The 21,884-nt window shown below is 73.7% G+C and carries 18 protein-coding genes, 1 tRNA gene and 2 pseudogenes; 10 read left to right on the top strand and 11 right to left on the bottom strand.

All coding sequences use genetic code 11. From position 1 onward, the window contains the following. Positions 1 to 248 precede the first annotated feature (248 nt). Positions 249 to 1,652, top strand: a complete 1,404-nt coding sequence (locus CLT72_RS16330) for a cellulose binding domain-containing protein (protein WP_101415208.1) — start codon at positions 249 to 251, stop codon at positions 1,650 to 1,652. 81 nt (positions 1,653 to 1,733) lie between these two features. Here the strand turns inward: CLT72_RS16330 and CLT72_RS16325 are convergent, their stop codons facing one another. After that, complete coding sequence (locus CLT72_RS16325; protein WP_101412582.1) at positions 1,734 to 2,402, bottom strand: DedA family protein; 669 nt, start codon at positions 2,400 to 2,402, stop codon at positions 1,734 to 1,736. A gap of 85 nt (positions 2,403 to 2,487) precedes the next feature. Then, a complete protein-coding gene (locus CLT72_RS16320; RefSeq protein WP_101415207.1) occupies positions 2,488 to 3,090 on the bottom strand; it encodes a DUF1349 domain-containing protein in 603 nt (200 codons plus the stop codon). 279 nt (positions 3,091 to 3,369) lie between these two features. Between CLT72_RS16320 and CLT72_RS16315 the strand changes: the two genes are divergently transcribed. Further along, the gene (locus CLT72_RS16315; RefSeq protein ID WP_101412581.1) at positions 3,370 to 5,022 is read left to right on the top strand and encodes an alpha-amylase family protein; all 1,653 of its coding nucleotides are present in this window, start codon (positions 3,370 to 3,372) and stop codon (positions 5,020 to 5,022) included. Positions 5,023 to 5,026: 4 nt separating this feature from the next. On the opposite strand, the gene CLT72_RS16310 is transcribed toward CLT72_RS16315, so the two are convergent. Continuing rightward, on the bottom strand, positions 5,027 to 6,610 hold the full coding sequence (locus tag CLT72_RS16310) for a DUF4139 domain-containing protein (RefSeq protein ID WP_101412580.1): 1,584 nt from the start codon (positions 6,608 to 6,610) through the stop codon (positions 5,027 to 5,029). 140 nt (positions 6,611 to 6,750) lie between these two features. Here CLT72_RS16310 and fabG point away from each other — a divergent pair, with 140 nt between their 5' ends. After that, positions 6,751 to 7,509 (top strand): 3-oxoacyl-ACP reductase FabG, encoded by a 759-nt coding sequence (fabG, locus tag CLT72_RS16305; protein ID WP_101412579.1) that lies wholly within the window; start codon positions 6,751 to 6,753, stop codon positions 7,507 to 7,509. Here the strand turns inward: fabG and CLT72_RS16300 are convergent. Then, a pseudogene (locus tag CLT72_RS16300) lies at positions 7,482 to 7,968 on the bottom strand (hypothetical protein). The gene fabG and the pseudogene CLT72_RS16300 sit on opposite strands and share 28 nt — an antisense overlap. Then, entirely contained in the window at positions 7,961 to 8,365 is a 405-nt protein-coding gene (locus tag CLT72_RS16295; RefSeq protein ID WP_101412577.1) for a hypothetical protein, read from the bottom strand. The pseudogene CLT72_RS16300 and the gene CLT72_RS16295 overlap by 8 nt, the downstream one beginning before the upstream one ends. A 322-nt stretch (positions 8,366 to 8,687) precedes the next feature. Between CLT72_RS16295 and CLT72_RS16290 the strand changes: the two genes are divergently transcribed. From CLT72_RS16290 to erm, 4 genes are all read left to right on the top strand, one after another. Next, a complete protein-coding gene (locus tag CLT72_RS16290; RefSeq protein WP_101412576.1) occupies positions 8,688 to 10,100 on the top strand; it encodes a glycosyltransferase family 2 protein in 1,413 nt (470 codons plus the stop codon). Between the two features lie 89 nt (positions 10,101 to 10,189). Beyond that, a complete protein-coding gene (locus tag CLT72_RS16285; RefSeq protein ID WP_101412575.1) occupies positions 10,190 to 11,413 on the top strand; it encodes a glycosyltransferase in 1,224 nt (407 codons plus the stop codon). 149 nt (positions 11,414 to 11,562) lie between these two features. Continuing rightward, entirely contained in the window at positions 11,563 to 12,468 is a 906-nt protein-coding gene (locus CLT72_RS16280) for a Gfo/Idh/MocA family protein (protein ID WP_199184770.1), read from the top strand. 432 nt (positions 12,469 to 12,900) lie between these two features. Next, the gene (gene erm / locus CLT72_RS16275) at positions 12,901 to 13,698 is read left to right on the top strand and encodes an ErmE/ErmH/ErmO/ErmR family 23S rRNA (adenine(2058)-N(6))-methyltransferase (RefSeq protein ID WP_101412574.1); all 798 of its coding nucleotides are present in this window, start codon (positions 12,901 to 12,903) and stop codon (positions 13,696 to 13,698) included. Between the two features lie 4 nt (positions 13,699 to 13,702). On the opposite strand, the gene CLT72_RS16270 is transcribed toward erm, so the two are convergent. After that, positions 13,703 to 13,894 (bottom strand): DUF2795 domain-containing protein, encoded by a 192-nt coding sequence (locus CLT72_RS16270; protein ID WP_088998630.1) that lies wholly within the window; start codon positions 13,892 to 13,894, stop codon positions 13,703 to 13,705. Between the two features lie 89 nt (positions 13,895 to 13,983). On the opposite strand from CLT72_RS16270, the gene CLT72_RS16265 reads away from it, so the two are divergent. After that, positions 13,984 to 15,240, top strand: coding sequence for an erythromycin esterase family protein (locus tag CLT72_RS16265; RefSeq protein WP_101412573.1), 1,257 nt, complete (start codon positions 13,984 to 13,986; stop codon positions 15,238 to 15,240). A gap of 98 nt (positions 15,241 to 15,338) precedes the next feature. Here the strand turns inward: CLT72_RS16265 and CLT72_RS16260 are convergent, their stop codons facing one another. The 3 genes and pseudogenes from CLT72_RS16260 to CLT72_RS16250 form a co-directional block, all read right to left on the bottom strand. Beyond that, on the bottom strand, positions 15,339 to 17,558 hold the full coding sequence (locus tag CLT72_RS16260; protein WP_101412572.1) for an MMPL family transporter: 2,220 nt from the start codon (positions 17,556 to 17,558) through the stop codon (positions 15,339 to 15,341). A 38-nt stretch (positions 17,559 to 17,596) separates the two neighbouring features. Further along, a complete protein-coding gene (locus CLT72_RS16255) occupies positions 17,597 to 18,142 on the bottom strand; it encodes a TetR/AcrR family transcriptional regulator (protein ID WP_101412571.1) in 546 nt (181 codons plus the stop codon). 142 nt (positions 18,143 to 18,284) lie between these two features. Beyond that, positions 18,285 to 18,725: pseudogene (locus tag CLT72_RS16250) on the bottom strand (winged helix-turn-helix transcriptional regulator); the annotation flags it as partial. A 195-nt stretch (positions 18,726 to 18,920) separates the two neighbouring features. Between CLT72_RS16250 and ligD the strand changes: the two are divergent. After that, positions 18,921 to 19,880, top strand: a complete 960-nt coding sequence (ligD, locus tag CLT72_RS16245) for a non-homologous end-joining DNA ligase (RefSeq protein ID WP_101412569.1) — start codon at positions 18,921 to 18,923, stop codon at positions 19,878 to 19,880. A 342-nt stretch (positions 19,881 to 20,222) separates the two neighbouring features. Continuing rightward, entirely contained in the window at positions 20,223 to 20,726 is a 504-nt protein-coding gene (locus CLT72_RS16240; protein ID WP_101412568.1) for an anthrone oxygenase family protein, read from the top strand. A 57-nt stretch (positions 20,727 to 20,783) separates the two neighbouring features. Here CLT72_RS16240 and CLT72_RS16235 read toward each other — a convergent pair. Then, a tRNA-Arg gene (locus CLT72_RS16235) sits at positions 20,784 to 20,855 on the bottom strand. 216 nt (positions 20,856 to 21,071) lie between these two features. After that, positions 21,072 to 21,764 (bottom strand): winged helix-turn-helix domain-containing protein, encoded by a 693-nt coding sequence (locus CLT72_RS16230; RefSeq protein ID WP_088998637.1) that lies wholly within the window; start codon positions 21,762 to 21,764, stop codon positions 21,072 to 21,074. Between the last annotated feature and the right edge of the window lie 120 nt (positions 21,765 to 21,884).

The following is a 21,884-nucleotide window of genomic DNA, read 5'->3' as shown; positions in this document are numbered from 1 at the left end:
CGCTGATCCCGCTGATTTAGGGCGTGAAGCTGGCGCACCACTGCCGCGCAACGCTGATACCTGTGCGGCATAAAGATGCCTGTGTGGTATCGGGGACGAGGGGGCGGTGCCGCCGGTCGTCGAGAGTCCGGCGCAGCCGGTCACGGATCCGACCCGCACCGCCCAGCTCTGGACAGAAACAGTTAACACTCTTAATAATGGGCGTCAATGTCGATGCCGGTGGATGGCGTCCGGGCGTGGAGGGTGTCGTGAAACGATCCAGATCTCTGGTGTTCTCGCTGGTCACGGCGGTGGTCGCGGCGCTCGGCGCGGTGTGGGTGGCGATGCCCGCGTTCGCCGCCGGAGTGACCGCCAGCTTCGTCAAGACGTCCGACTGGGGCTCGGGCTGGGAAGGGAAGTACACGATCACGAACGGGGGCGGGGCCACGGTCGACGGCTGGACCGTCGCCTTCGACCTGCCGGCCGGGACCACCGTCGGCAGCTACTGGGACGCGCTGCTGACCTCGTCGGGCCAGCGGCACACCTTCACCAACCGGTCCTGGAACGGCCGCGTCGCCCCGGGGGCCTCGGTCTCGTTCGGCTTCCTCGGCTCCGGGCCGGGCGCGCCCACCAACTGCCAGCTCAACGGCACGGCGTGCGGCGGCGGCACCAGCCCCACCACCGCGCCCCCGACCACCGCACCGCCGACGACCCCGCCCCCGACCACGCCACCCCCGACCACCCCGCCTCCGACGAGCCCGCCCCCGAACACCGGCCTGCCGAAGCACATCCTCACCGGGTACTGGCACAACTTCGACAACCCGGCGGTCGAGCTGCGTCTGCGTGACGTACCCGTCGAGTACGACGTCGTCGCGGTCGCCTTCGCCGACGCCACCGCCACCCCCGGCGCGGTCGCCTTCGCCGTCGACCCCGGCCTGTCGGCCGCCCTCGGCGGCTACACCGACGCCGACTTCTCCGCCGACGTACGCGCCCTCCAGGCGCGGGGCAAGAAGGTGATCATCTCGGTCGGCGGCGAGACGGGCCGGGTGGCGGTCAACGACGCCGCCTCGGCGGTCGCGTTCAGCAACAGCGTCCACGCGCTGATCCAGCGGTACGGCTTCGACGGCGTCGACATCGACCTGGAGAACGGGCTGAACGCGACCTACATGGCGCAGGCGCTGCGTTCGCTGCGTGCCAAGGTCGGCGCGGGACTGATCATCGCGATGGCCCCGCAGACCATCGACATGCAGTCCCCGGACAGCAGCTACTTCAAGCTGGCGCTCGACATCAAGGACATCCTCACCGTCGTGAACACCCAGTTCTACAACTCGGGAGCGATGCTCGGCTGCGACCGCAACGCCGCGTACGCCCAGGGGACGGTGAACTTCATCGTGGCGCTGGCCTGCATCCAGTTGGAGGCCGGGCTCCGCCCGGACCAGGTCGGCCTCGGCCTGCCGGCCGGCCCCGGCGCGGCCGGCGGCGGCATCGTCGCGCCTTCCGTGGTGAACGCCGCGCTGGACTGCCTGGCCCGGGGCACCAACTGCGGCAGCTTCCGCCCGCCGCGCACCTACCCGGGTATCCGCGGCGCGATGACCTGGTCGGTCAACTGGGACGTGACCAACGGCAACACCTTCGCCCGCACCGTGGCCCCCCACCTGAAGACCCTCCCCTGACCTCTCTCCCGCTCCCACCCCCACCCGGGCGCCGCAACTGCATGATCGCCGCCGGTGGGGGCGGGAGGGAGCGGGGGTGGGTCAGGGGGTGGCGTCCGCGTGGTCGTGCTGGCGGTCGCGGCGGCGACGGGTCTTCTTGACCGCCCACCAGGCGATCATCACGACGAAGACGGCGATGATGCCGTAGTCGAACCACTTGCTGTACTGCTCGATCTGCTGCCAGCGCGAGCCGAGCGCGTAGCCCAGGCCGACGAAGAGCGCGTTCCAGATGCCGCTGCCCAGCGTGGTGAACGCGATGAACTCCGGCAGCGGCATCCGATTTGCTCCGGCGGGGATGGAGATCAGACTGCGTACCACCGGCATCATCCGGCCGAAGAGCACCGCCCACCGGCCGTGCCGCTCGAACCAGCGGTCGGCCTTCTCCAGGTCGTCGAGGTCGACCAGGGGCAGTCGGTCGAGCCAGCGCTTGAGCCGGTCCTCGCCAGCCGCCGCGCCCAGCCAGTAGAGGACGAGCGCCCCGCCCAGGGAGCCGGCGGTGGCGGCGAGCCCCACCAGCACGACGTTGAAGCGTCCCTCGCTGGCCAGGTAGCCGGCCATCGCCAGGACGATCTCGCTCGGAATCGGCGGGATGATGCTCTCCAGGGCGACCAGCAGGGCCACCCCGATGGCACCGGCGGCGTCGATCACCCCCGCCACCCAACCGGTCAGGCCGCCGAGTTCGGTCGGGTCGACGTTCTCGGCGAGTGCCATCGCGATCCTTCCGGCCGGGTCCGATCGGAGTCATCTACCCTGCGGCCCGGCCGTCACACCTGCCCGTGAGCCGGGCCACCACCGATCACTCCTGCGGGTGCAGTTCCGCGTCGGCCGGCCCCCGCCGCCAGCCGGTGAACCGGACCCGCAGGCCCGCCCGGGTGGGGGAGCAGCAGTACGGCCCAGCCACCGCCACGGCCTGCGGCGCCAGCGGGGCGAGCCGCACCAGCCGCCACTGCTCGTCGTCGGCCCGGGCCCGTACGGTCAGCGCGTCCCGATCGCGGCTGACCCGCACGGTCACCTCCCGCCCGGCCCAGATCGGCACCGGGGCGACCGACCAGTCGGAGACCTCGCGGGTCACCACGGCACCGACCTGCGGCTGGCCGTCGCTGACCTCCACCCCGGCCTTGACCCAGTTCCGCTCGTCGACCCGGACCAGCACGCCGGCCTGGTCGAACTGCTCGCCGTAGTCGAGGACGAAGCTCACCTCCACGGCCTCGCCCGTGGGCAGCGGCGCGAGCAGCGCCGGGGCGTCGTCGTGGACGAAGCCGTACGAGGTGTGCCGCCACAGGTCACTGCCCCCGGCCGGCTGCACCAGCAGGTCGCCCGCCGGCCCGCCCTCGACCAGCACCGGCTCGTTCCACCACTCACCCTCGGCCCAGTCGATCGGCCGCTGCCCGTCTCCCATGCCGGTGACCGTACCGCCGGTGCTCGCCCGTGCGCCGCCCCTCAAGCGCGACGGTCGGGACGACAGGCAGGCTCGTTGATCTTCACGGCGGTGTCCGGGCAACCGGGAAGACGGCGGAGGGCGTGGCGTGACCAGGGGACAGCGGGAAGACGGCGGTGGCGGCCGCAGCGGTCCTGTGCGGACTCGTGCTCGTCCCGGCGCCCCGCGGCTGACGGAACACCCCGGCCGTGCCCGGCCCCGGTGTTTGGGGGTGCGCGGGAACGGAGACATAAGCTCGGCATGGCTGACAGGTGGTACTCGGAGGCGGTCGTCTACTGCCTCGACATCGACACGTACGCGGACTCCGACGGCGACGGGGTCGGCGACATCCGGGGGCTCATCGGCCGGCTGGACTATCTCGCCCGGCTGGGCGTGACCTGCCTCTGGCTGCACCCCATCCACCCGTCTCCCAACCGCGACGACGGCTACGACGCGACCGACTTCTACAACGTCGACCCGCGCTTCGGCACCCTCGGCGACTTCGCGGAGCTGCTGCACCAGGCGCAGAACCGCGGCATCCGGGTCATCATCGACCTGGTCGTGAACCACACCTCGAACGAGCACCCGTGGTTCCAGTCCGCCCGCTCGTCGCCCGACTCGCCGTACCGCGACTGGTACGTCTGGGCCGACCACGAGCCGGCCGACCGGCACCAGGGCATGGTCTTCCCCGGCGAGCAGCATGAGACCTGGACCTACGACCGCACCGCCAAGGCCTGGTACTACCACCGGTTCTACAAGTTCCAGCCGGACCTGAACATGACCAACCCGGCGGTCCGTGCCGAGGTCAAGAAGATCATGTCGTTCTGGCTCCAGCTCGGCGTCTCCGGCTTCCGGATGGACGCCGTGCCGTTCATCATCGAGCTGACCGAGCCGGGCAACCCGGACTCGCCGAAGGACTACGAGTTCCTCACCGAGCTGCGCCAGCACGTGCAGTGGCGCCGGGGCGACGCCGTCCTGCTCGCCGAGGCCAACGTCGAGCCCGACCAGCTGCCGACCTTCTTCGCCGACAGCGGCGGCTCGGGCAACCGGCTGCACATGCTCTTCGACTTCATGCTCAACGGGCGGCTGATGCTGGCCCTGGCCCGGCAGGACCCGGAGCCGATCATCGAGGCGCTGCGGGACACTCCGAAGCTGCCCGAGGGCGGGCAGTGGGCGACCTTCCTGCGCAACCACGACGAGATCGACCTCTCCCGGCTCACCGCCGAGCAGCGCAACCAGGTGTACGCGGAGTTCGGCCCCGACGAGGACATGCGCATCTACGACCGGGGCATCCGCCGCCGGCTCGCCCCGATGCTCGGCAACGACCGCCGCCGCATCGAGCTGGCGTACGCGTTGCAGTTCTCGCTGCGCGGCACGCCGGTGCTGCGCTACGGCGAGGAGATCGGCATGGGGGAGGACCTGTCGCTGCCCGGCCGGGAGGCGATCCGCACCCCGATGCAGTGGTCGTACCAGCCGAACGCCGGCTTCTCCACCGCCGACCCGGAGAAGCTGGTCCGCCCGGTCATCGACAAGGGCGAGTTCTCGTACGAGAAGGTGAACGTGACCGCCCAGCGCAGCGACCCGAAGTCGCTGCTCGCCTGGTTCGAGCGGATGATCCGTACGCTGCGCGAGGCCCCCGAGATCGGTTCGGGCTCGACCACCCACATCGACGTGGCGATGCCCCCGGGCGTGCTGGCGCACCGCGCCGACGGGCGCACCGGCACCATGGTCTTCGTGCACAACCTCGGCACCGACGACGCCGAGGTGGACCTCAGCACGCTGGAGCCGGAGGCGGACCTGCCCATCGACGTCCTCGCCGACCGCAACTACGGCGACGTCGGCAAGCTGGACCGGCTCAAGGTGGCCGGCCACGGCTACCGGTGGATCCGCCTCTGCCGGGGCCGCGGCCTCTGACCGGTCACTCCCGCCAGCCGGCGAGTTCCACCCCCTTGGCGAGCTCGACCCGGAAGCCCAGGGTGATCTCGCCGCTCTCTCCCGGCCCGAGCCGAAGCCGCCAGGTCAGCTCGCCCAGCTCGGTGCGCTCGGCCGGGGGCGGGACGAGGGTGGGCTCCCGCACGACCACCGCCTCGTCGCGCGACACCGGAAGCTGGTCGCGCACCTCCACGGTCGCCGGACGGGGCGTGTGGTTGGCGACGCTGATCCGGTACTCCACGTCCCGCCGCCGGGTCGAGCCGAGGGTGGCGCGGGTGTCGGAGCGCCGGCTGAGCTCGCGCTGCACGCGGACCCGGTCGTCCACCCCGAGGGCCAGTTCGGTCTCCTCGCCGGGCGCCCACGTCGGCAGCCGGGTGGTCGCGACGAAGTCGGCACCGTGGAAGACCGCCGCCGGGCCGGGCAGCAGCGTGTGTGACGAGGTGTTGCGTACGGTCGCCCGCAGGTGCGCCTCGGTCGCGCGGACCGGCGCGGTCACGTGGTCCAACCGGGCCGGCAGCTCCAGCACGGCGATGGTGGCCCGGTGGGCGCTGCCGTCCGCCGGCACCGCGACCGGGCGGGCCGGCCGGTAGGTGGCCGCCGTGACCCCCTGCTCGACGGTGGCCACGCTCTCGCGCATCTCGGGGCGCGGCGCGCCGGACCGTGCCACGGCCCCGGCGGGCGGACCGGCGGGTGCGGCGGGTGCCGACATCGCGCCGAAGCTGGCCGCCCTCGGCATCGGCGGCGGCACCGGCCGGAGCCGGTCGAGGTACCAGGGCGTCAGTTCGGGTACGCGGGTCGCCGCCGCTGGCCGGGCCGTCGAGAGTTCGAGCGCGCACTCCGGCCAGTCCTCGCCGGTGTCCTGGCTGACCAGCCCGAACCAGGTGACGGTCATGGTGTCGTCGACCAGCCGCAGGTCGTAGGAGGGCTGCCAGCGGGCCCCGTCGACCAGGTAGCTCAGCTCCAGGTCCAGCTCGTCGTCGTCGGCGTCCACCGACACCGTCACCTCGGCGGCCAGCCGGTCCGGTGCCCGCTTGCCGCTCGCGGCCTCCAACTCCCGCTCGACGACCGCCCGCTCCTCGGCCAGGTCGGAACGCCGCCGGTCCAGCCCGCGCCGGCGGCGCTGGGAGTCGGCGAGCTGGCCCGCCACCGAGTCGGCGAAGGCGGCCACGTCGGTCGGGGCGGCGTCGCCGGCGGCCAGCGCGCGGGCGTACGTGGCGCCGGCCCGGTCGGCCAGCCGGGTGAGGAACTGCCCCCGCTGCGTCTCGATCTCGTACGCGTCGTCGACCTCGGCCAGTTCGTCGGCCAGCTCCCGGCTGCGCTGCTCCAGCTCGCGGACCTGCCCGTCGGCGCTGCGTGCCTGCCGCCAGGTCGTGACGTCCACGCCGAGTACGGTGGCCGCGCCCCGGCCGCCGACGCGCAGCGAGTCCCGCCGCACGCCCAGCGGCAGCGGCGCGACGCGTACCCGGTGCTCGCCAGCGCCCAACCTGGTGCTGCCCCGGCGGGTGACCCGGGCCCGGTCCGGATAGACGGTGACGCCGACGACGGGTGCTTCGATCTCCACTGCCTCCACGGCGGCGAGCGTAGCCGGACGACGCTCGTGAGCCCGTCGGCCGCGACGGGGTCACGGGAGCCGGCGTCCCGCGTCGGACCGGCGCCGCGTACGCCTGGGTTAAGCTCCTTCGATCGAGCGCAAGTTACCGGGAGGTAGGCATGTCGGAGGAGCAGCGGGTCGCCATCGTCACGGGGGCGGCGCGGGGGATCGGGGCGGCCACCGCCCGGCGGCTGGCGGCCGACGGCCTCGCGGTCGCCGTGGTCGACATCGAGGAGTCCGCGACCAAGGAGACCGTGGACGCCATCGTCGCCGCCGGCGGCCGGGCGCTCGGCGTCGGCGCGGACGTGTCCGACCGGGCCCAGGTGGAGGCGGCCGTGCAGCGGGTCGCCGCCGAACTGGGCGCCCCGACGGTGCTGGTCAACAACGCCGGCGTGCTCCGCGACAACCTGCTGTTCAAGATGACCGACGCCGACTGGGACACGGTCATGGGCGTGCACCTGCGCGGCGCGTTCCTGTTCAGCCAGGCCGCCCAGAAGCACATGGTCGAGGCGAAGTGGGGCCGGATCGTCAACCTCTCCAGCACCTCGGCGCTGGGCAACCGGGGCCAGGCGAACTACGCCGCCGCGAAGGCCGGCCTCCAGGGCTTCACCAAGACCCTCGCCATCGAGCTGGGCCCGTTCGGGGTGACCGTCAACGCGGTCGCGCCCGGCTTCATCGTCACCGACATGACCGCCGCCACCGCCGCCCGGATGAAGGTCGACTTCGAGGCGCTCCAGAAGCACGCCGAGTCGGAGATCGCGGTACGCCGGGTCGGCCGCCCCGAGGACGTCGCGCACGCCATCTCGTTCCTGGCCAGCGAGGGTGCCTCCTTCGTCTCCGGCCAGGTCATCTACGTGGCCGGCGGCCCCAAGGACTGACCCCCGCGTACGCCCCGGCGGGCAACCGCCCGCCGGGGATCAGGCCGCGGCGGGGCGGGTGCGCCAGAGCCAGAGCAGGCCGAGCACCGGCAGGACCAGCGGGATGTAGCCGTACCCGCTGCCGAACCGCGACCAGACCGTCTCGTCGGGGAAGAGTTCCGGGTCGACGAGGCTGAGCGTGCCGACGCCGAGCACCCCGGCCAGCTCCACGGCGCAGCACGCCAGGGCGACGCGCCGGCCGGCGGCGCCGGCGCGGGCCAGCCCCACCGCCGCGACGATGTAGATGGCCGCGGCGAGGGCCGAGAGCAGGTACGCGACGGGCGCCTCGTCGAACTTCGTGGCGATCTGGAGGCCGGCGCGGCTCGTCGCGGCGATCGCAAAGAGCAGGTAGACCGCGATCAGCAGCCGTCCGGGGCCGGCGTTGGTCCGCTTCCGTTCCGGGGCGCGCACGTCAGCCACCGAGCACCTCCCACGTCTGCTGGAGTCGTACGACGACCACCGGCGTGACGAGGCAGACCGCGCAGACGATCGCCGAGCCCCAGCGCGTCGGCTCCATCCGGGCCAGCACCCAGGCCAGCGGCGGCAGGCAGACCACCGTGGCGACGTACCCGAAGAAGGCCCCCGGCTCGTCCGGCCGTTCGCCGCCGCCGAGGGCGACCAGCGCCACCGCCGCGAGCGCGAGCAGCGCCGCCTCCAGCACGGCCAGGCCGGCGAACTGCACCCGGTCCGGCGCGCGGTGCCGCAGCGTGGCGACCAGCGCCCACGCGGCGACGAGGAGCGACAACACGATCGAGGCTGTCGCGAGGAGCCCGTCCACCGGCGAACCCGCCGTCGCTGCGCTGGTCACCGGGGCCATCCGGAGTGCGGTTCGGTCACCGGCACAGCCTACTAACCCGCGTAGTACACCCTGTCACCCGCCGCCCCGCCTCGGCGAACCGGCGTCGTCGGTGCCGGGGGGCGATCCGGGGCCGACGGATCCGGTCCCCGGATGTCCGGCATCCGCCCGGTGTGGGTTCGGGTGGGCGTGGGTATGGGTCCGGCCGAGGCGATGACCGTCGTGAAGGGACAGTGCACCCCTATCGACCCCTATTTATGCGTAAGGACGCCGTTGCGGAGCGTTATCCTCTGACGACGTCGCCGACCTCCGACGGCAAGTTCGTCTGACGGAGAGGATCGCCATGTCGTTGCCCGCCATCCCCCCGGTGCTGAGCGTGGTGATGCCGACGTACCAGGACCCGCAGTGCCTCGCGCTGACCCTCCGGGCACTGACCCGCCAGACGTTGCCGCCGGAACGCTTCGAGGTCATCGTGGTCCGGGACGGTGGCTCGTCCGACGGGTACGCCGAGGCTCTCGCCGAGGGCGCCGGTCTCCGCCTGCGCGTGCTGGAACTCGCGCAGCGCAAGGGCCGCTCCGTCGCCCGCAACGAGGGGGCGCGCCGCGCCTCCGCGCCCCTGCTGGTCTTCCTCGACGCCGACTCGTGGGCGGTGCCCGACCTGCTGGAGCGGCACCTGGCCTGGCACAGCACGCCCGGCAACGCGGCGGTGCTGATCGGCCGGCGGGACGAGATCGGCCTCGCGGACCTGCCCGCCGTGCTGGCCGGGGAGTCGCACGCGATCGCGCGCGCCTTCCCGCACGGCGGCGACCTGCGGTTCGCCACGGGGCTCCCGGACGACGGCGGCGAGTGGCTCCGGGCCGGCTGGGTCATCGCCTACACGCACAACATCTCGCTGTCCAGCGCGCACTTCGCGCAGGTCGGTGGCTACCGGGAGGCGTTCGGCCTGAGCTACGGCGTGGAGGACGTCGAGCTGTTCTACCGCGTCGACCGCAGCCTGCCCGACGGCGTCAACTTCGGCTACGACGACGATGCCCGGGTCGTCCACCTGCCGCACCACAAGAACATCACCCGCAACTGGATGGAGATGAAGGCCAACTTCCAGCAGGCCGCCCGGCTCTATCCCTGCCTGGAGTGGGAGTTCCTCACCGCCGTCATGGGGTACGAGGCGATCCGACGGATCCTGCACTACCGGGCGCTCATCGACGAGTGCGTCGAGCGGTCCGCCTGCGCCATCGGGCCCGCCGCCGCGCGCCTCGCCGGCCAGTTGCGGGGGCACCGCACGCTCTGGATCGGCACCGGCCGCGCCGAGTCGGGGTTGCCAGCCTCGGCGCTGACCTTCGACTACGCCGCGCCCATCGGGCGGACGAACTTCCACCTGCTCGGCGTCGCCCCGCCCATGCCGCCGGGCAGCCTGGACGCGGTGATCAGCGTGGACTTCTGGCGGTACCTGCTGTGGCCGGAACTCTGCCAGTTCATCTCCGCCTCGCTGGTGCTGGCCGGCGAGGTCCACCTGGTCGCCACCGCCGACTCGACGCCGGGGATGTGCGCGGCCGACCCGCAGACGCTCGACTACCTGCGCCAGGCGCAGGCCGCGGCGTGCACGGCCGAACTGCGCGCGGTCGAGGGGCTCGGCCACGTACTGACCCTGCGAGCCCTCCAGCCCGCGGCCGGCGCCGCGCGCCGGGTACCCGCTCAGACCGCCGTCAAGGCGCGCCCCCCGGCACTGGCGCCGGGGCGCGCCACGACGCGGGGATAGCAGATCGATGGTGCGGCCAGGCCCGACAAGGGTGTCGGGCCTGTCCCGCCGCGCCCGGATCCGCCGTAAAAGACGGAAAGGCGAGTAGCATGCGCGTACTGCTGTCGACTCTCGGGTCGCGTGGCGACGTCCAACCACTGGTGGCGCTCGCTTCGCGCCTGAAGGCCCTCGGCCTTCAGGTCCGCCTCTGCGCCCCGCCGGACTTCGCCCGCTGGGTGGCCACCTTCAGGATTCCCTTCGTGCCCGTCGGCCCGCCCTGGCGCAGGTCGGCGGCGCCCAGGCCGCGGGCCGTCGTGCCCAAACCCTCGCCCGCACAGGTACGCAAGCTGGCCGAGTCCTCCATCGGCATCCAGTTCGAGGTGCTGTCGGCCGCCGCCCGGGACTGTGACGTCCTCGTCGCGTCGACCGGCCTCCAGATCGCCGCCCGCACCGTGGCGGAGAAGCGCGGCATCCCGTACGTCTTCGCGGCGCTCTGCCCGGCGGCCCTTCCCTCACCGCACCACCCCCCGCTACCGCTGCCGGTGCTCGGGGAGGCGCCGGCGCCCGCGTCGGCGGACAACCGCGACCTGTGGGCCGCCAACCTGCGGCACGTCAACGACACCTTCGCCGCGCCCCTCAACGCGCTGCGGTCGGCGGTGGGGCTGGGCACCGTCGACGACGTCAGCGACCACATCCACACCGACCAGCCGTGGCTGGCCACCGACCCGACCCTGGCACCCTGGCCGGACGCCGCCGACCCGGCCGTCTACCAGCCGGGCGCCTGGCTCCTGCCGGACGAGCGGGCCCTGCCGGCCGAGTTGACGACCTTCCTGGACGCCGGTGGGCCGTGCGTCTACGTCGGATTCGGCAGCGTCGCCGCACCCCCGGGCCTGCTGGAGACGGCCGTGCAGGCCGTGCGCGCGGTCGGCTGCCGGCTCATCGTCTCCCGGGGGTGGGCGCCGCTCTCGCTGAGCGACCGGGCACCCGACTGCCTGGTGGTCGGCGAGGTGAACCAGCAGGCGCTGTTCAGGGAGGTGGCCGTGGTGGTCCACCACGGCGGCTCGGGCACCACGACCACGGCCGCACGGGCCGGGACGCCGCAGGTCGTCATCCCGCAGGTGTACGACCAGCACTACTTCGCGCGCCGGGTGTCCGCGCTCGGCATCGGCACCGCACACCCCGGCTCGGTGCCGACCGTCGAGTCGCTGACCGAGGCTCTCGCCGCCGCGCTGCGGCCGGAGGTGGCCGCCCGGGCCCGCGAGTTCGCCGGCGTCGTACGCACCGACGCGGCGCAGGCCGCCGCGAAGCGGCTGACGGTCGCCCTGGGGGCCTGAGCGGGCGGCCCGCCCCGCCGGCGTACGACCGGCGGGGCCCGCCGCCCCGACCCCGGGACGGGGCGGCGGGCGCGCCCCGACTTCCGGCACGGGACCGGCGCGACTGCCGGCCGCGGGTACCGTGGTGTGACGACGACGTGGAGGTTCTCGTGGTGCGGTTCGGGTTGTTCGGCACCGGTCACTGGGCGGCCGAGACGCACGGCGCGGCGCTGGACGCGCACCCGGGGGTCACGTTCGCCGGCGTGTGGGGCCGGGACCCGGGCAAGGCCGCCGCCCTGGCCGAGCGCTACGGGGTGCCGGCGTTCGACGACGTCGACGCGCTCGTCGACGCGTGCGACGCGGTCGCCGTCGCCCTCCCACCGGACGTCCAGGCCGACATCGCGGTCCGCGCGGCGACCGCCGGCCGGCACCTGCTGCTGGACAAGCCGCTCGCGTTGAGCGTGACCGACGCCGACCGCGTGGTGGACGCCGCGCAGGCGGCGGGCGTCGCCTCGGTGGTCTTCTTCACCGGTCGCTACCGGCCCGACGTAGCCGCCTTCCTCGCCTCGACGGCCGCCGTCGGCGGGTGGCACACCGCCAGGGCGCTCTGGTTCGCGTCCATCTTCCAGCCCGGCAGCCCCTACGGCGCCTCGTCCTGGCGCCGGGAGCACGGCGCGCTGTGGGACATCGGCCCGCACGCGCTGTCGTTCGTCCTGCCGGTGCTCGGCCGGGTCACCCGCGTCGCCGCGATGGACGGGCCGAACGGGCTCGTCCACCTGCTCCTCACCCACGAGGGGGTCGCCACCAGCACGGTGTCGCTGACCCTGGACGGCCCGCAGGAGGCGGTGGCCCGGGAGTTCGTCTTCTACGGCGAGAACGGCGTCGAGACCGCTCCGGCGGGCCAGGGCGACGCGGCGACCGCCTTCGGGGTGGCCATCGACCAACTGCTGGAGGAGATCGGCTCCGGCACCCGGGACCACCGCTGCGACGTGCGCTTCGGCCGCGAGGTCGTCGCCGTGCTGGCCGCCGCCGAGACCGCCCGCGCCGAGGGCCGCACCGTCGACCTGCCGGCCTGAGGGCCGCACCGCCGAGGCGGAAAAGCGGTCGCCTCCGGCGGACGGGCGCGGTTAGGGTCGCCGCATGTCCGCGCACGCTCTGATCGAGGCGGTCGGTACGCCGGCCGCATTCGGGTCGCTGCTGGTGGCCCGCCCGCGAGTCCGGCGTCCGGCCCTGGCCGGCGCGACCCGCGACTGACCTCGCACCGCACGCGCGGCGCCACCGCCCGGGTGACCCCGGGCGCGACGCCGCCCCCGCCACTCGTCCGGGTGCCGACCCGGGGCTGACGCCGCCCCGGTCGTGCACGCCGGCGTGGCGCCTGTGGTGCGCCGCCGATCCCGCGTTCCGCGTCCCGCCCAGGGCCGTCCGAGTCCCCGAATCCTCGGACAGGCCCGCGCTCGCGGCTGCCTGTCCGCTCCGTCGCCGCACGGCGACAGACAGGACGACGAACCGTGGCGCCCCGCCGTACCCGAGCAACCGAACGCGACCGGTCCCGTCGCGTACTGTCCCAGAACTTCCTCGCCGACCCGGCCGCGATCGCCCGCGTGGTGCACGCCGCCCGGCCCGGACCCGACCGGCTCCTGCTGGAGGTGGGCGCCGGCCGGGGCCAGCTCACCCGGCCGCTCGCCGCCCGCTGCCGGCACCTGACGGCGTACGAGGTGGACCCGGCGGCCGGCGCCGAGCTGGCCCGGGTCTGCGCCGCCCTGCCGAACGTGACGCACCGGCAGGCCGACTTCCTGACCGCCGCGCCGCCGCCGGAGGAGTTCGACGTGGTCGGCAACATCCCCTGGTCGCTGACCTCGGCCGTGGTGCGCTGGTGCCTGGCCGCGCCCGGCCTGCGCGCGGCCACCCTGCTCACCCAGTTGGAGTACGCCCGGCGACGCGGCGGCGACTACGGCCGGTGGACCAGGCTGACCGTGTCGACCTGGCCGGAGTTCGGCTGGCGGCTGGCCGGGCGGGTGCCCCGCACCGCGTTCCGGCCGGTGCCGAGGGTCGACGCCGGCATCCTGCGGATCGAGCGGCGCCCGGAGCCGCTGCTGGCCGCGTCGGCGCTGCCCGCGTACCGCCGGATGGTGGAGATCGGCTTCGACGGGGTCGGCGGCTCGCTCGCGGCCTCGCTCGCCCGGCACCACCCGCGGGCGCGGTTGGCGGCGGCGCTGCGGGCGACCCGGCTCGACCCGGCCACCCCGGTCGGGCACGTCTGGCCCGAGCAGTGGCTGGTGCTGTTCCGGCTGCTGCACGCCCGCTGAGGGATCAGGCCAGGGTGTTCAGGGCCTCGCTCAGCTCGGCGGGGGAGCCGAACTCCTCCGCCGGCAGGGCCCGCAGCGTCTGGAGCATCTCCGTGCTGGCCCCGTTCTCCTGGCCCCAGCGGACCAGGTCCTCGCGGGAGACCGGGTAGTCGAGCCCGGCCAGGTACTCCTGCAACTGCACGCCGGTGACGGTCATGCCGGCGGGCTACCCGCTCAGCCCGCCGGCACACGCCCGCCGATCGACGATCGGCGGTTTGCCCGGCGGCGCGCCGGGTAGCCGCCCCCATGCTGGTTCAGCGGCTCGGCGCGCCGAGCGACTTCGACCCGTTGCTGGAGCGCGTCCGGGACGCCCGGATCGTGATGATCGGCGAGGCGACGCACGGCAACTACGACTACTACCGGCTGCGCGAACAGCTCACCCGCCGGCTGATCGCCGAGTGCGGGTTCTCCTTCGTGGCGGTGGAGGGGGACTGGCCCGACTGCGACCGGGTGCACCGCTCGGTGACCGCCGCCCCGGGCGGGGCAGCCGACCCGCGCGTCGCGCTGGAGCGCTTCGAGCGCTGGCCGACGTGGATGTGGGCGAACGCCGAGGTGTCGCGCTTCTGCTCCTGGCTGCGGGCGTGGAACGTGGAGCGGCCCGAGGGCGCCCGGGCCGGCTTCCACGGGCTGGACGTCTACAGCCTCTGGGAGTCCATGCAGGCGATCTTCGACTATCTCGGCGAGGAGGACCCGGGCTCGCTGGAGGCGGCCCAGGACGCGTACCGCTGCTTCGAGCCGTACGGCAAGCGGGTCGAGGAGTACGGCATGGCGAGCCGGTTCGTCTCGGCCCGCTGCGAGGAGGAGGTCGTACGGCTGCTGGCGCGTACCCGCGAACAGGCCGCCGCGGACGGCCCGGACAGCTTCTCGGCCTGGCAGAACGCGGAGGTGGTGGCCGGGGCGGAGCGCTACTACCGGGCGATGGTGCGCGGCGGGCCGGAGTCGTGGAACATCCGGGACACGCACATGGCGGACACCCTGGACCGGCTGCTGGAGCGCTACGGACCGGGCGCGCGGGGCGTCGTCTGGGCGCACAACACGCACGTGGGCGACGCCCGGGCCACGGACATGGCCGCCGACGGGATGGTCAACGTCGGCCAGTTGGCCCGCGAGCGGCACGGCGCCGACGAGGTGGTCCTGGTCGGCTTCGGCGGCTACCGGGGCACGGTGCTCGCCGCGCCCCGCTGGGGGTCGCCGGCCGAGGCGATGGTGGTGCCGCCGGCCCGCCCAGGTTCGGTCGAGCACCGGCTGCACGAGCTGATGCCCGAGCGGGCCGTACTGGTCTTCGGCGGCGACGACCAGCCCGGCTGGGTCACCGGGACCGCCGACCATCGGGCGATCGGGGTGGTCTACGACCCGTCCTTCGAGTCGTGGGGCAACTACGTGCCGACCCGCCTGGGGGAGCGCTACGACGCCTTCGTCTGGTGCGACGAGACGACCACCCTGCACCCCCTGCCCGCGCTGAGCAGCCCGGGCGAGATGGAAACCTACCCGGCCGGCGTCTAGGCCCTTCCGTTCCTGGTGACCATGCAGTCGTGGTGCCCGTTCCAGCCGGCTCCGCCGGTCGGGCGGGGCACCACGACTGCATGGTGGACCCAGTCGGGTCAGGCCCGGGTGGGGGTCTTGTCGTCCAGGTGGGCGCGCAGGCCCTCGCCCTCGATGTCGACGTTGGGCAGGATCCTGTCCAACCAGCGGGGGAGCCACCAGGCCCGCTTGCCGAGCAGCGACATCACGGCCGGCACGATGGTCATCCGGACCACGAACGCGTCGATGGCGACGCCGATGGCGAGCGCGAAGCCCATCGACTTGATGACCGGGTCGTCGAGGAAGACGAAGCCCCCGAACACCGAGATCATGATCAGCGCGGCGGCCGTCACCACCCGCGCGCCGTGCCCCATCCCGTTGATGGTCGCCTGCTGCGCGGTGTCGCCGTGCACGAAGTCCTCCCGCATCCGGGAGACCAGGAAGACCTCGTAGTCCATCGCCAGGCCGAACAGGATGCCGATGAGCAGGATCGGCAGGAAGCTGACCAGCGGGCCGGGCGTGTCCAGGCCGACCAGGTCGGCGAGGTGGCCCTGCTGGAACACCGCCACGGTGATGCCGAAGGTGGCGGCGACGGTCAGCAGGAAGCCCAGCGCCGCCTTGACCGGCACCAGCAGCGAACGGAAGACCAGCATCAGCAGCAGCACCGAGAGGCCCACCACCAGCAGCAGGTACACCGGCAGGGCGTCGGAGAGCTTCTCGGAGACGTCGATGCCGATCGCGGTCGCGCCGGTCAGCAGCACCTCGACGTCGCGGAACTCGCCCACCTTCGCGCGTACGTCGTTGACCAGGGTCTCGGTGGCCTCGTCGGTCGGGCCGGTCTTCGGCACCACCCCGAGCAGCGCGGTCCGGCCGTCCGGGCTGAGCTGCGGCGGGGCCACCGCGAGGACGTTCTCGGTGCCCTGGACGAGCGCGGTGACCTGGGGGATGGCGGCCGAGGTCGCCTGCGGGGTGTCCCCGGCGACCACCACCGCGAGCCGGCCGGTGAAGCCCGGCCCGAAGCCCTCGGTGATCAGGTCGTTCGACGCCCGCGCCGGCGAGCCGACCGGCGCGGTGCCCGCGTCGGGCAGCGCCAGGCGCATGTCGGGCGCGGGCAGCGCGAGCAGCCCCAGCCCGATCAGCCCGACCAGGATGACCGGCACCCGGAACCGGGTGACGAGACGCGCCCAACGGAACCCGAAGCCCGACCGGTCCTCGGCCGGCGTGGTGCCCGCCTCGGCGGCGTCGACCGCCCGGTCCCCGGCCGGGGCGTCCCCGGCCGGCACGGTGGTGCGCAGCTTGCGGGGCAGCACCCGGCGGCCGGCGAAGCCGAGCAGGGCCGGCTGGAGGGTGATCGCGACCAGCACCGCGACGGTGACCGTACCGGCGGCGGCCAGACCCATCACCGTCAGGAACGGGATGTTCACCACGGCCAGCCCGGCCAGCGCGATGACCACGGTGGCGCCGGCGAAGACCACGGCCGAGCCGGCGGTGCCCACGGCGCGGCCCACCGCCTCGTCCGGCGGCAGCCCCTCCATCAGGTTCTGCCGGTAGCGGGAGGTGATGAAGAGCGAGTAGTCGATGCCGACCGCGAGGCCGAGCATCAGGGCGAGGATCGGGGCGGTGCTGCTCAGGTCGACCACGCTGCTGATCGCGAAGAGGCCCGCCATGCCGACGCCCACGCCGATCAGCGCGTTGAGCATCGTCATCCCGGCCGCCACCAGCGAACCGAACGTGACCACCAGGACGATCGCGGCGACCGCCACACCGATCGCCTCGGTCGAGCCGACCTCCGGCACGCTGCTGAGCACCTCGCCGCCGGGCGCGACCTCCCAGCCCTGGGCCTCGACCCGCTCGCCGACCTTCTCGTACGCGTCGCGCTGGGCGTCGGTCACCTCGTCGGCGCCGGTGGCGAACTGGACCTGGACCAGCGCGTACCGGCCGTCGGGGGAGACCGCCCCCACCTGGAACGGGTCGACGGCGCCGACGACGCCGGGCAGCGTCGCCGCCTGCTGGGTGAGTTCCTTCACCACGGCCTGCCCCTGCGGGCTGGCGAGCGCGCCGTCGGCCGGCGCCTTGACCGCGATCGTGCCGGTCGCGCCGCTGGCCGCCGGGAACTGTTCGGCGAGCAGGTCGAGGGCGCGCTGCGACTCCGTGCCGGGCATGGTGAAGTTGTCGGCTATCGGGCCGCGCAGGGTCGCGGCGGCGAGGCCGAGGCCGACGAGTACGACGAGCCAGATCGCCGCGACGAGTCGCCGCCGGCGCATCGAGCCCCGGCCGAGCCGGTAGAGCAGGGTGGCCATGAGTTCCTTGTCCTCGGTCGTGGATGGTGGAAACGGGATCAGTCGACGGGCTCCAGGGCCCGTCGGGCGAGTGCCAGCAGGGCGTCGCGCAACTCCTCGTCGCCGACGTCGGCGAACTCCCCGCAGGTCTCGGAGATGCCGGCGAGCAGCACCAGCGCCGTGATCCGGGCGGACGGGCGTTGCGGGTGCCCGGCGAGCGCGTCGACCAGCCGCTCGGAGATCCGCTGGATGTGCGCGAAGGCGGGTTGCTGGAGCAGCTCCGGGAACTCGCCCCGGAGCAGGGCGATCTCGCGCCGGAAGCGGACCGCGAGGTCGACGAAGCCCTCGGCGGCGACCCGCTGGGCGGCCGCGCCGCGTTGGGCGCGGATCCGCTCGTCGAGCGCCTGGAGGACGCCGATCGCCGGCGCCATCAACTCGGTGAGGATGGCCTCCTTGTTGGCGAAGTGGTAGAGCACCGCCGCCTTGGAACAGCCCACCTCGCGGGCGATGTCCTGCAACGAGGTGCCCCGGTAGCCGGTCGTCGCGAAGAGCCGGGCCGCCGCCACGAGGATCTCGTCGTGCGTCTCCGGAACCATCCGCGCCATGCCGGCCCACCTCCCCGACCAGCATGCCTGACCGATCGGTCAGACCCTGACCGATCGGTCAGATCGGGGGCGTGGCGTTCCCCACAGGCGACCGGGGTTTACCGGTTCCCGGCCGACCGGGGCAGCCTCCGGCGGGGGTTCCGCCGCCCTGGTCGGCCGCGCCGTGTGCCTGGTCGTACGCGGCCCGGGCGTCGGCGATCGCGCTCCGGTGCCGCTCCGCCCAGCTGGTCAGCGCGACCAGCGACCCGTAGAGCTCCAGCGCGATCGGCGTGGCCGTGTACTCCACCTTCGGCGGCACCGTCGGGTAGACCCTGCGGTGCAGCAGCCCGTCGCGTTCCAGGTTGCGCAGGGTCAGGGTGAGCATCCGGCGGCTGATGCCCTCCACGCAGCGCTCCAACTCGGTGAAGCGCACCGGGCCCGGGGAGGCGGCGACCAGGATGCCGATGCTCCACTTGCCGCCCACCCGGTCCAGCACCTCGCGGACGGTGCACGCCTTGGCCCGACCGGGCGTGCAGGGCTCGCCGGCCGCCCCGTACGCCTGCGCCGCCCGGCCGACGGTCGCATCGCTGTTCCCCTGGGACATGGAAGTGTCTCCTCACGCTCCGCCTCATGGTCACAGGGGATTGCCCCGGTAACAAACCGTGCACCGAGGAGGCGCCGCCCCCGTGAGCGGACCTCACGGTCCCGGACGACGGCGGGGCGGGAGACGATCCGTTCGTCGCGGTTCGCACCGCCGCGTCCGGTTGACCGCCGGCCAACGGGCCGCGAAGGTGGTCGGATGAGTGGCGCTGACGCGACCCGCGACGGGGTGTCGCTGACCAACCTCGACCAGCCGCTGTTCGACGGCGCCGACGCGACCAAGCGGGACCTGGTCGACTACCTCGACGCGGTGCACGAGCGGATCCTGCCCCAGTTGCGGGGCCGACCGCTGTCGGTGATCCGGGTCCGGCCGGGGCAGCCGCCGTTCATGCAGAAGAACCTGCCGAAGTACACCCCGGACTGGGTGGCCCGCACGCCGGTCTGGGCCGAGGCGTCGCACCGCGAGATCTCGTACGCGCTCTGCGACGACCGGCGCACCCTGCTGTGGTTCGCCAACCAGCGTGCGGTGGAGTACCACCCCACCCTCGCCACGGTCGACGACCTGCACCGCCCCACCCACCTGGTGCTGGACCTCGACCCGCCGGAGGGGGACTCCTTCGCGCTGGCGGTCGCCGCCGCACGGCTGGTCCGGCAGGCGCTCGCCGACGCGGGGCTCGCCGGAGCGGTCAAGACCAGCGGCGCCAAGGGGGTACACGTCTTCGTGCCCGTGGCGCGGGGTGCCACGGTCGAGGACATGGCCGCCGCCACCCGGGCGGTGGCGGCCCGCGCCGAACGGCTGGACCCGGCGCTGGCCACCACCGCCTTCATCCGCGAGGACCGGGGCGGCAGGGTGTTCGTCGACTCGACCCGGGCCGGCGGCGCGACGGTGGTGGCCGCCTACAGTCCCCGGCTGCGACCGGGCGTGCCGGTCTCCTTCCCCGTCGACTGGGCCGACCTGGGCGACGTGGTCCCGGCGGACTTCACGATCCGTACCGCCCCGGCGCTCGTCGCCGAGCGCGATCCCTGGGCCGAGCGGCTGCCCGCGCCGCAGCGACTCCCGGCGGACCTGGTCGCGGAGGGGCACACCATCCCGATCGCCCGGGTGCAGGCCATGCACGAGGGCAAGCGCCGGGCCCGCGCCCGTCGCGCCGCCGACTGACGTACGCGCACCGTCCTCCCCGGGGCCGTCGCCCGCCGCCCGTCGTGCCCGCCTGTCGTTCGCCGCTGGTCGTGCCCGCCCGTCGCCCGCCGCTGGTCGTGCCCGCCTGTCGTTCGCCGCCGGCCGCGTCGGTCTGTCCGCCGCGACGGTGTGTCGGCCGGCTACGTCGGGAGGCGGTCCCCGACTGCGTGGCCGGGCGACCGGGCCTGGGCCCCGTACGTCCTCAGGCGACCCCGCGTTCGCGCCTGCGGGCGGCAGGCGGGCGGCGGCGGCGGACCTAGCGTCGACGACGACCCAGCGGACGGCGTCGGGACCGGCGTCGACGGACCGGCAGGAGGACCCATGACCCGCGACAGGCTGACCTGGGCGGTGCTCGTCGCTCTGGTGTGGACGGCGATGATGTCGTTCGGCGGCGTGGCCGCCGAGACCGTGATGCTCTACCCGAACATCTTCGGCGACCCGCCCGCGTCGCTGGATCGGGCCCGCGAGTTCCTGGTGGCGGGCGGCCCGAGCGACTACTTCCCACCGCTCGGCGCGTCCGTCGTGCTCACCTGCCTGGCAGCGGCGGTGCTCACCTGGCGCGACCGCCGGCTGCGCTGGTGGGTGGCCGGCGCGGCGGTGGTCTTCGTGGCCTGCGAGTTCCTGTTCTCCGTCTTCTTCTTCTGGCCGCGCAACGAGATCATGTTCGTGGACCCGGTCGGCACGCACTCCCCGGAGTACCTGCGTCAGGTCGCGGCCGAGTTCGTCGCCGGGCACCGGGTGCGGCTGGTGGGCGGGGCGGTGACGGCGGCGCTGGCGTTCACCGCGCTGCTGCGCTGGGCGCGCACGACCGCGTCCCGGGCCTGACAGAGATGAACGAAGGGCGGACGCGCCGGCGTCCGCCCTTCGTGTCGTCTTCTCTTGTGCCCCCGGCAGGATTCGAACCTGCGCCCCCGCCTCCGGAGGGCGGTGCTCTATCCCCTGAGCTACGGGGGCTCAGCGACTGGAGAAGACTAGCAAACGCCTCCCCGGAATGCCGAATCGGTATCCGGCGTCCGCCCTCGTGTCGCCCTTGCCTGTTCCCCCTGCGCCGAACGCCGCCAGACACGGCTGACGGAAGCCTCCGGGCAGCGCGAGTGGAACCTCATGGTTGTCTCCCGGCGCCGGATACACCCCTGACGTTCCACTCGCCGACGCCGCCGGCCGGCGTTGTCAGGCGGCGACGGCGCGGCCGCAGCTCGGCAACGGGTGCAGCACGATGCGGCGGGGCAGGCGTCGGGGCCACTCGTTGCGGGGCCAGGAGCCGTCGACGATGAGGTGCACCGTCCGCTGCTCCTCGCCGCTGAGCCGCAGCACGAAGTCGCGGGGGAGCGGCGGGTCGACCGACGGCGTGGTGATCATGAAGCGTACGCGGCCCCGGGACGAGACGGCGGAGATGACGTCCGCCGCCGGCATCGTCCCGCGCAGGCGTACGCGGCCGATCCAGTAGACCTCGGCGAGGTGCTCCTGGGCTGCCCGGGTGATGGCCGGGTACTCGCTGCGTACCCAGCGCTCGACCGCGCCGACGCAGAGGCCGCAGGCGCGCTCGCGGGGTTCGCGCGGGCCCAACCCCCAGGCCCGCAGGTAGGCCCCGACCGCCCCGGCGTCCATGGGAGCCTCGAATCGGCGCTGGATGAGGGCGTGCAGGCTCTGCCGCGTCCACAGCTCCTCGTCCAGGCCCAGCTCGTCGGGGTAGACGCCCCGCAGGACGTCGATGAGTTCGAGCTCCTGTTCGCGACTGAGCGTTCCCGGCTCGCCCTGTCGCTGTCCGCGACGGACGGCTGCCACCGCCCCGTCACCGCCGATGGTGTGGCGCCGGCACCAGCTGGTGACCGAACGCCGTGCGTCTCTCAGTGCAACCCCCACGTCCTGCGCAACGAGCCCGAATCGCAACTGGTCACGATATGTATGGAGAAAACTCTCTTAGTGTCGCAATCGGTCGGACTGCCCGTCACGTCACTAAGCCGTCAAACCGGACAGGGTGGC

This window comes from Micromonospora sp. CNZ309 (genome assembly GCF_002846525.1).
This window is presented reverse-complemented; position numbering and strand designations above follow the sequence as displayed.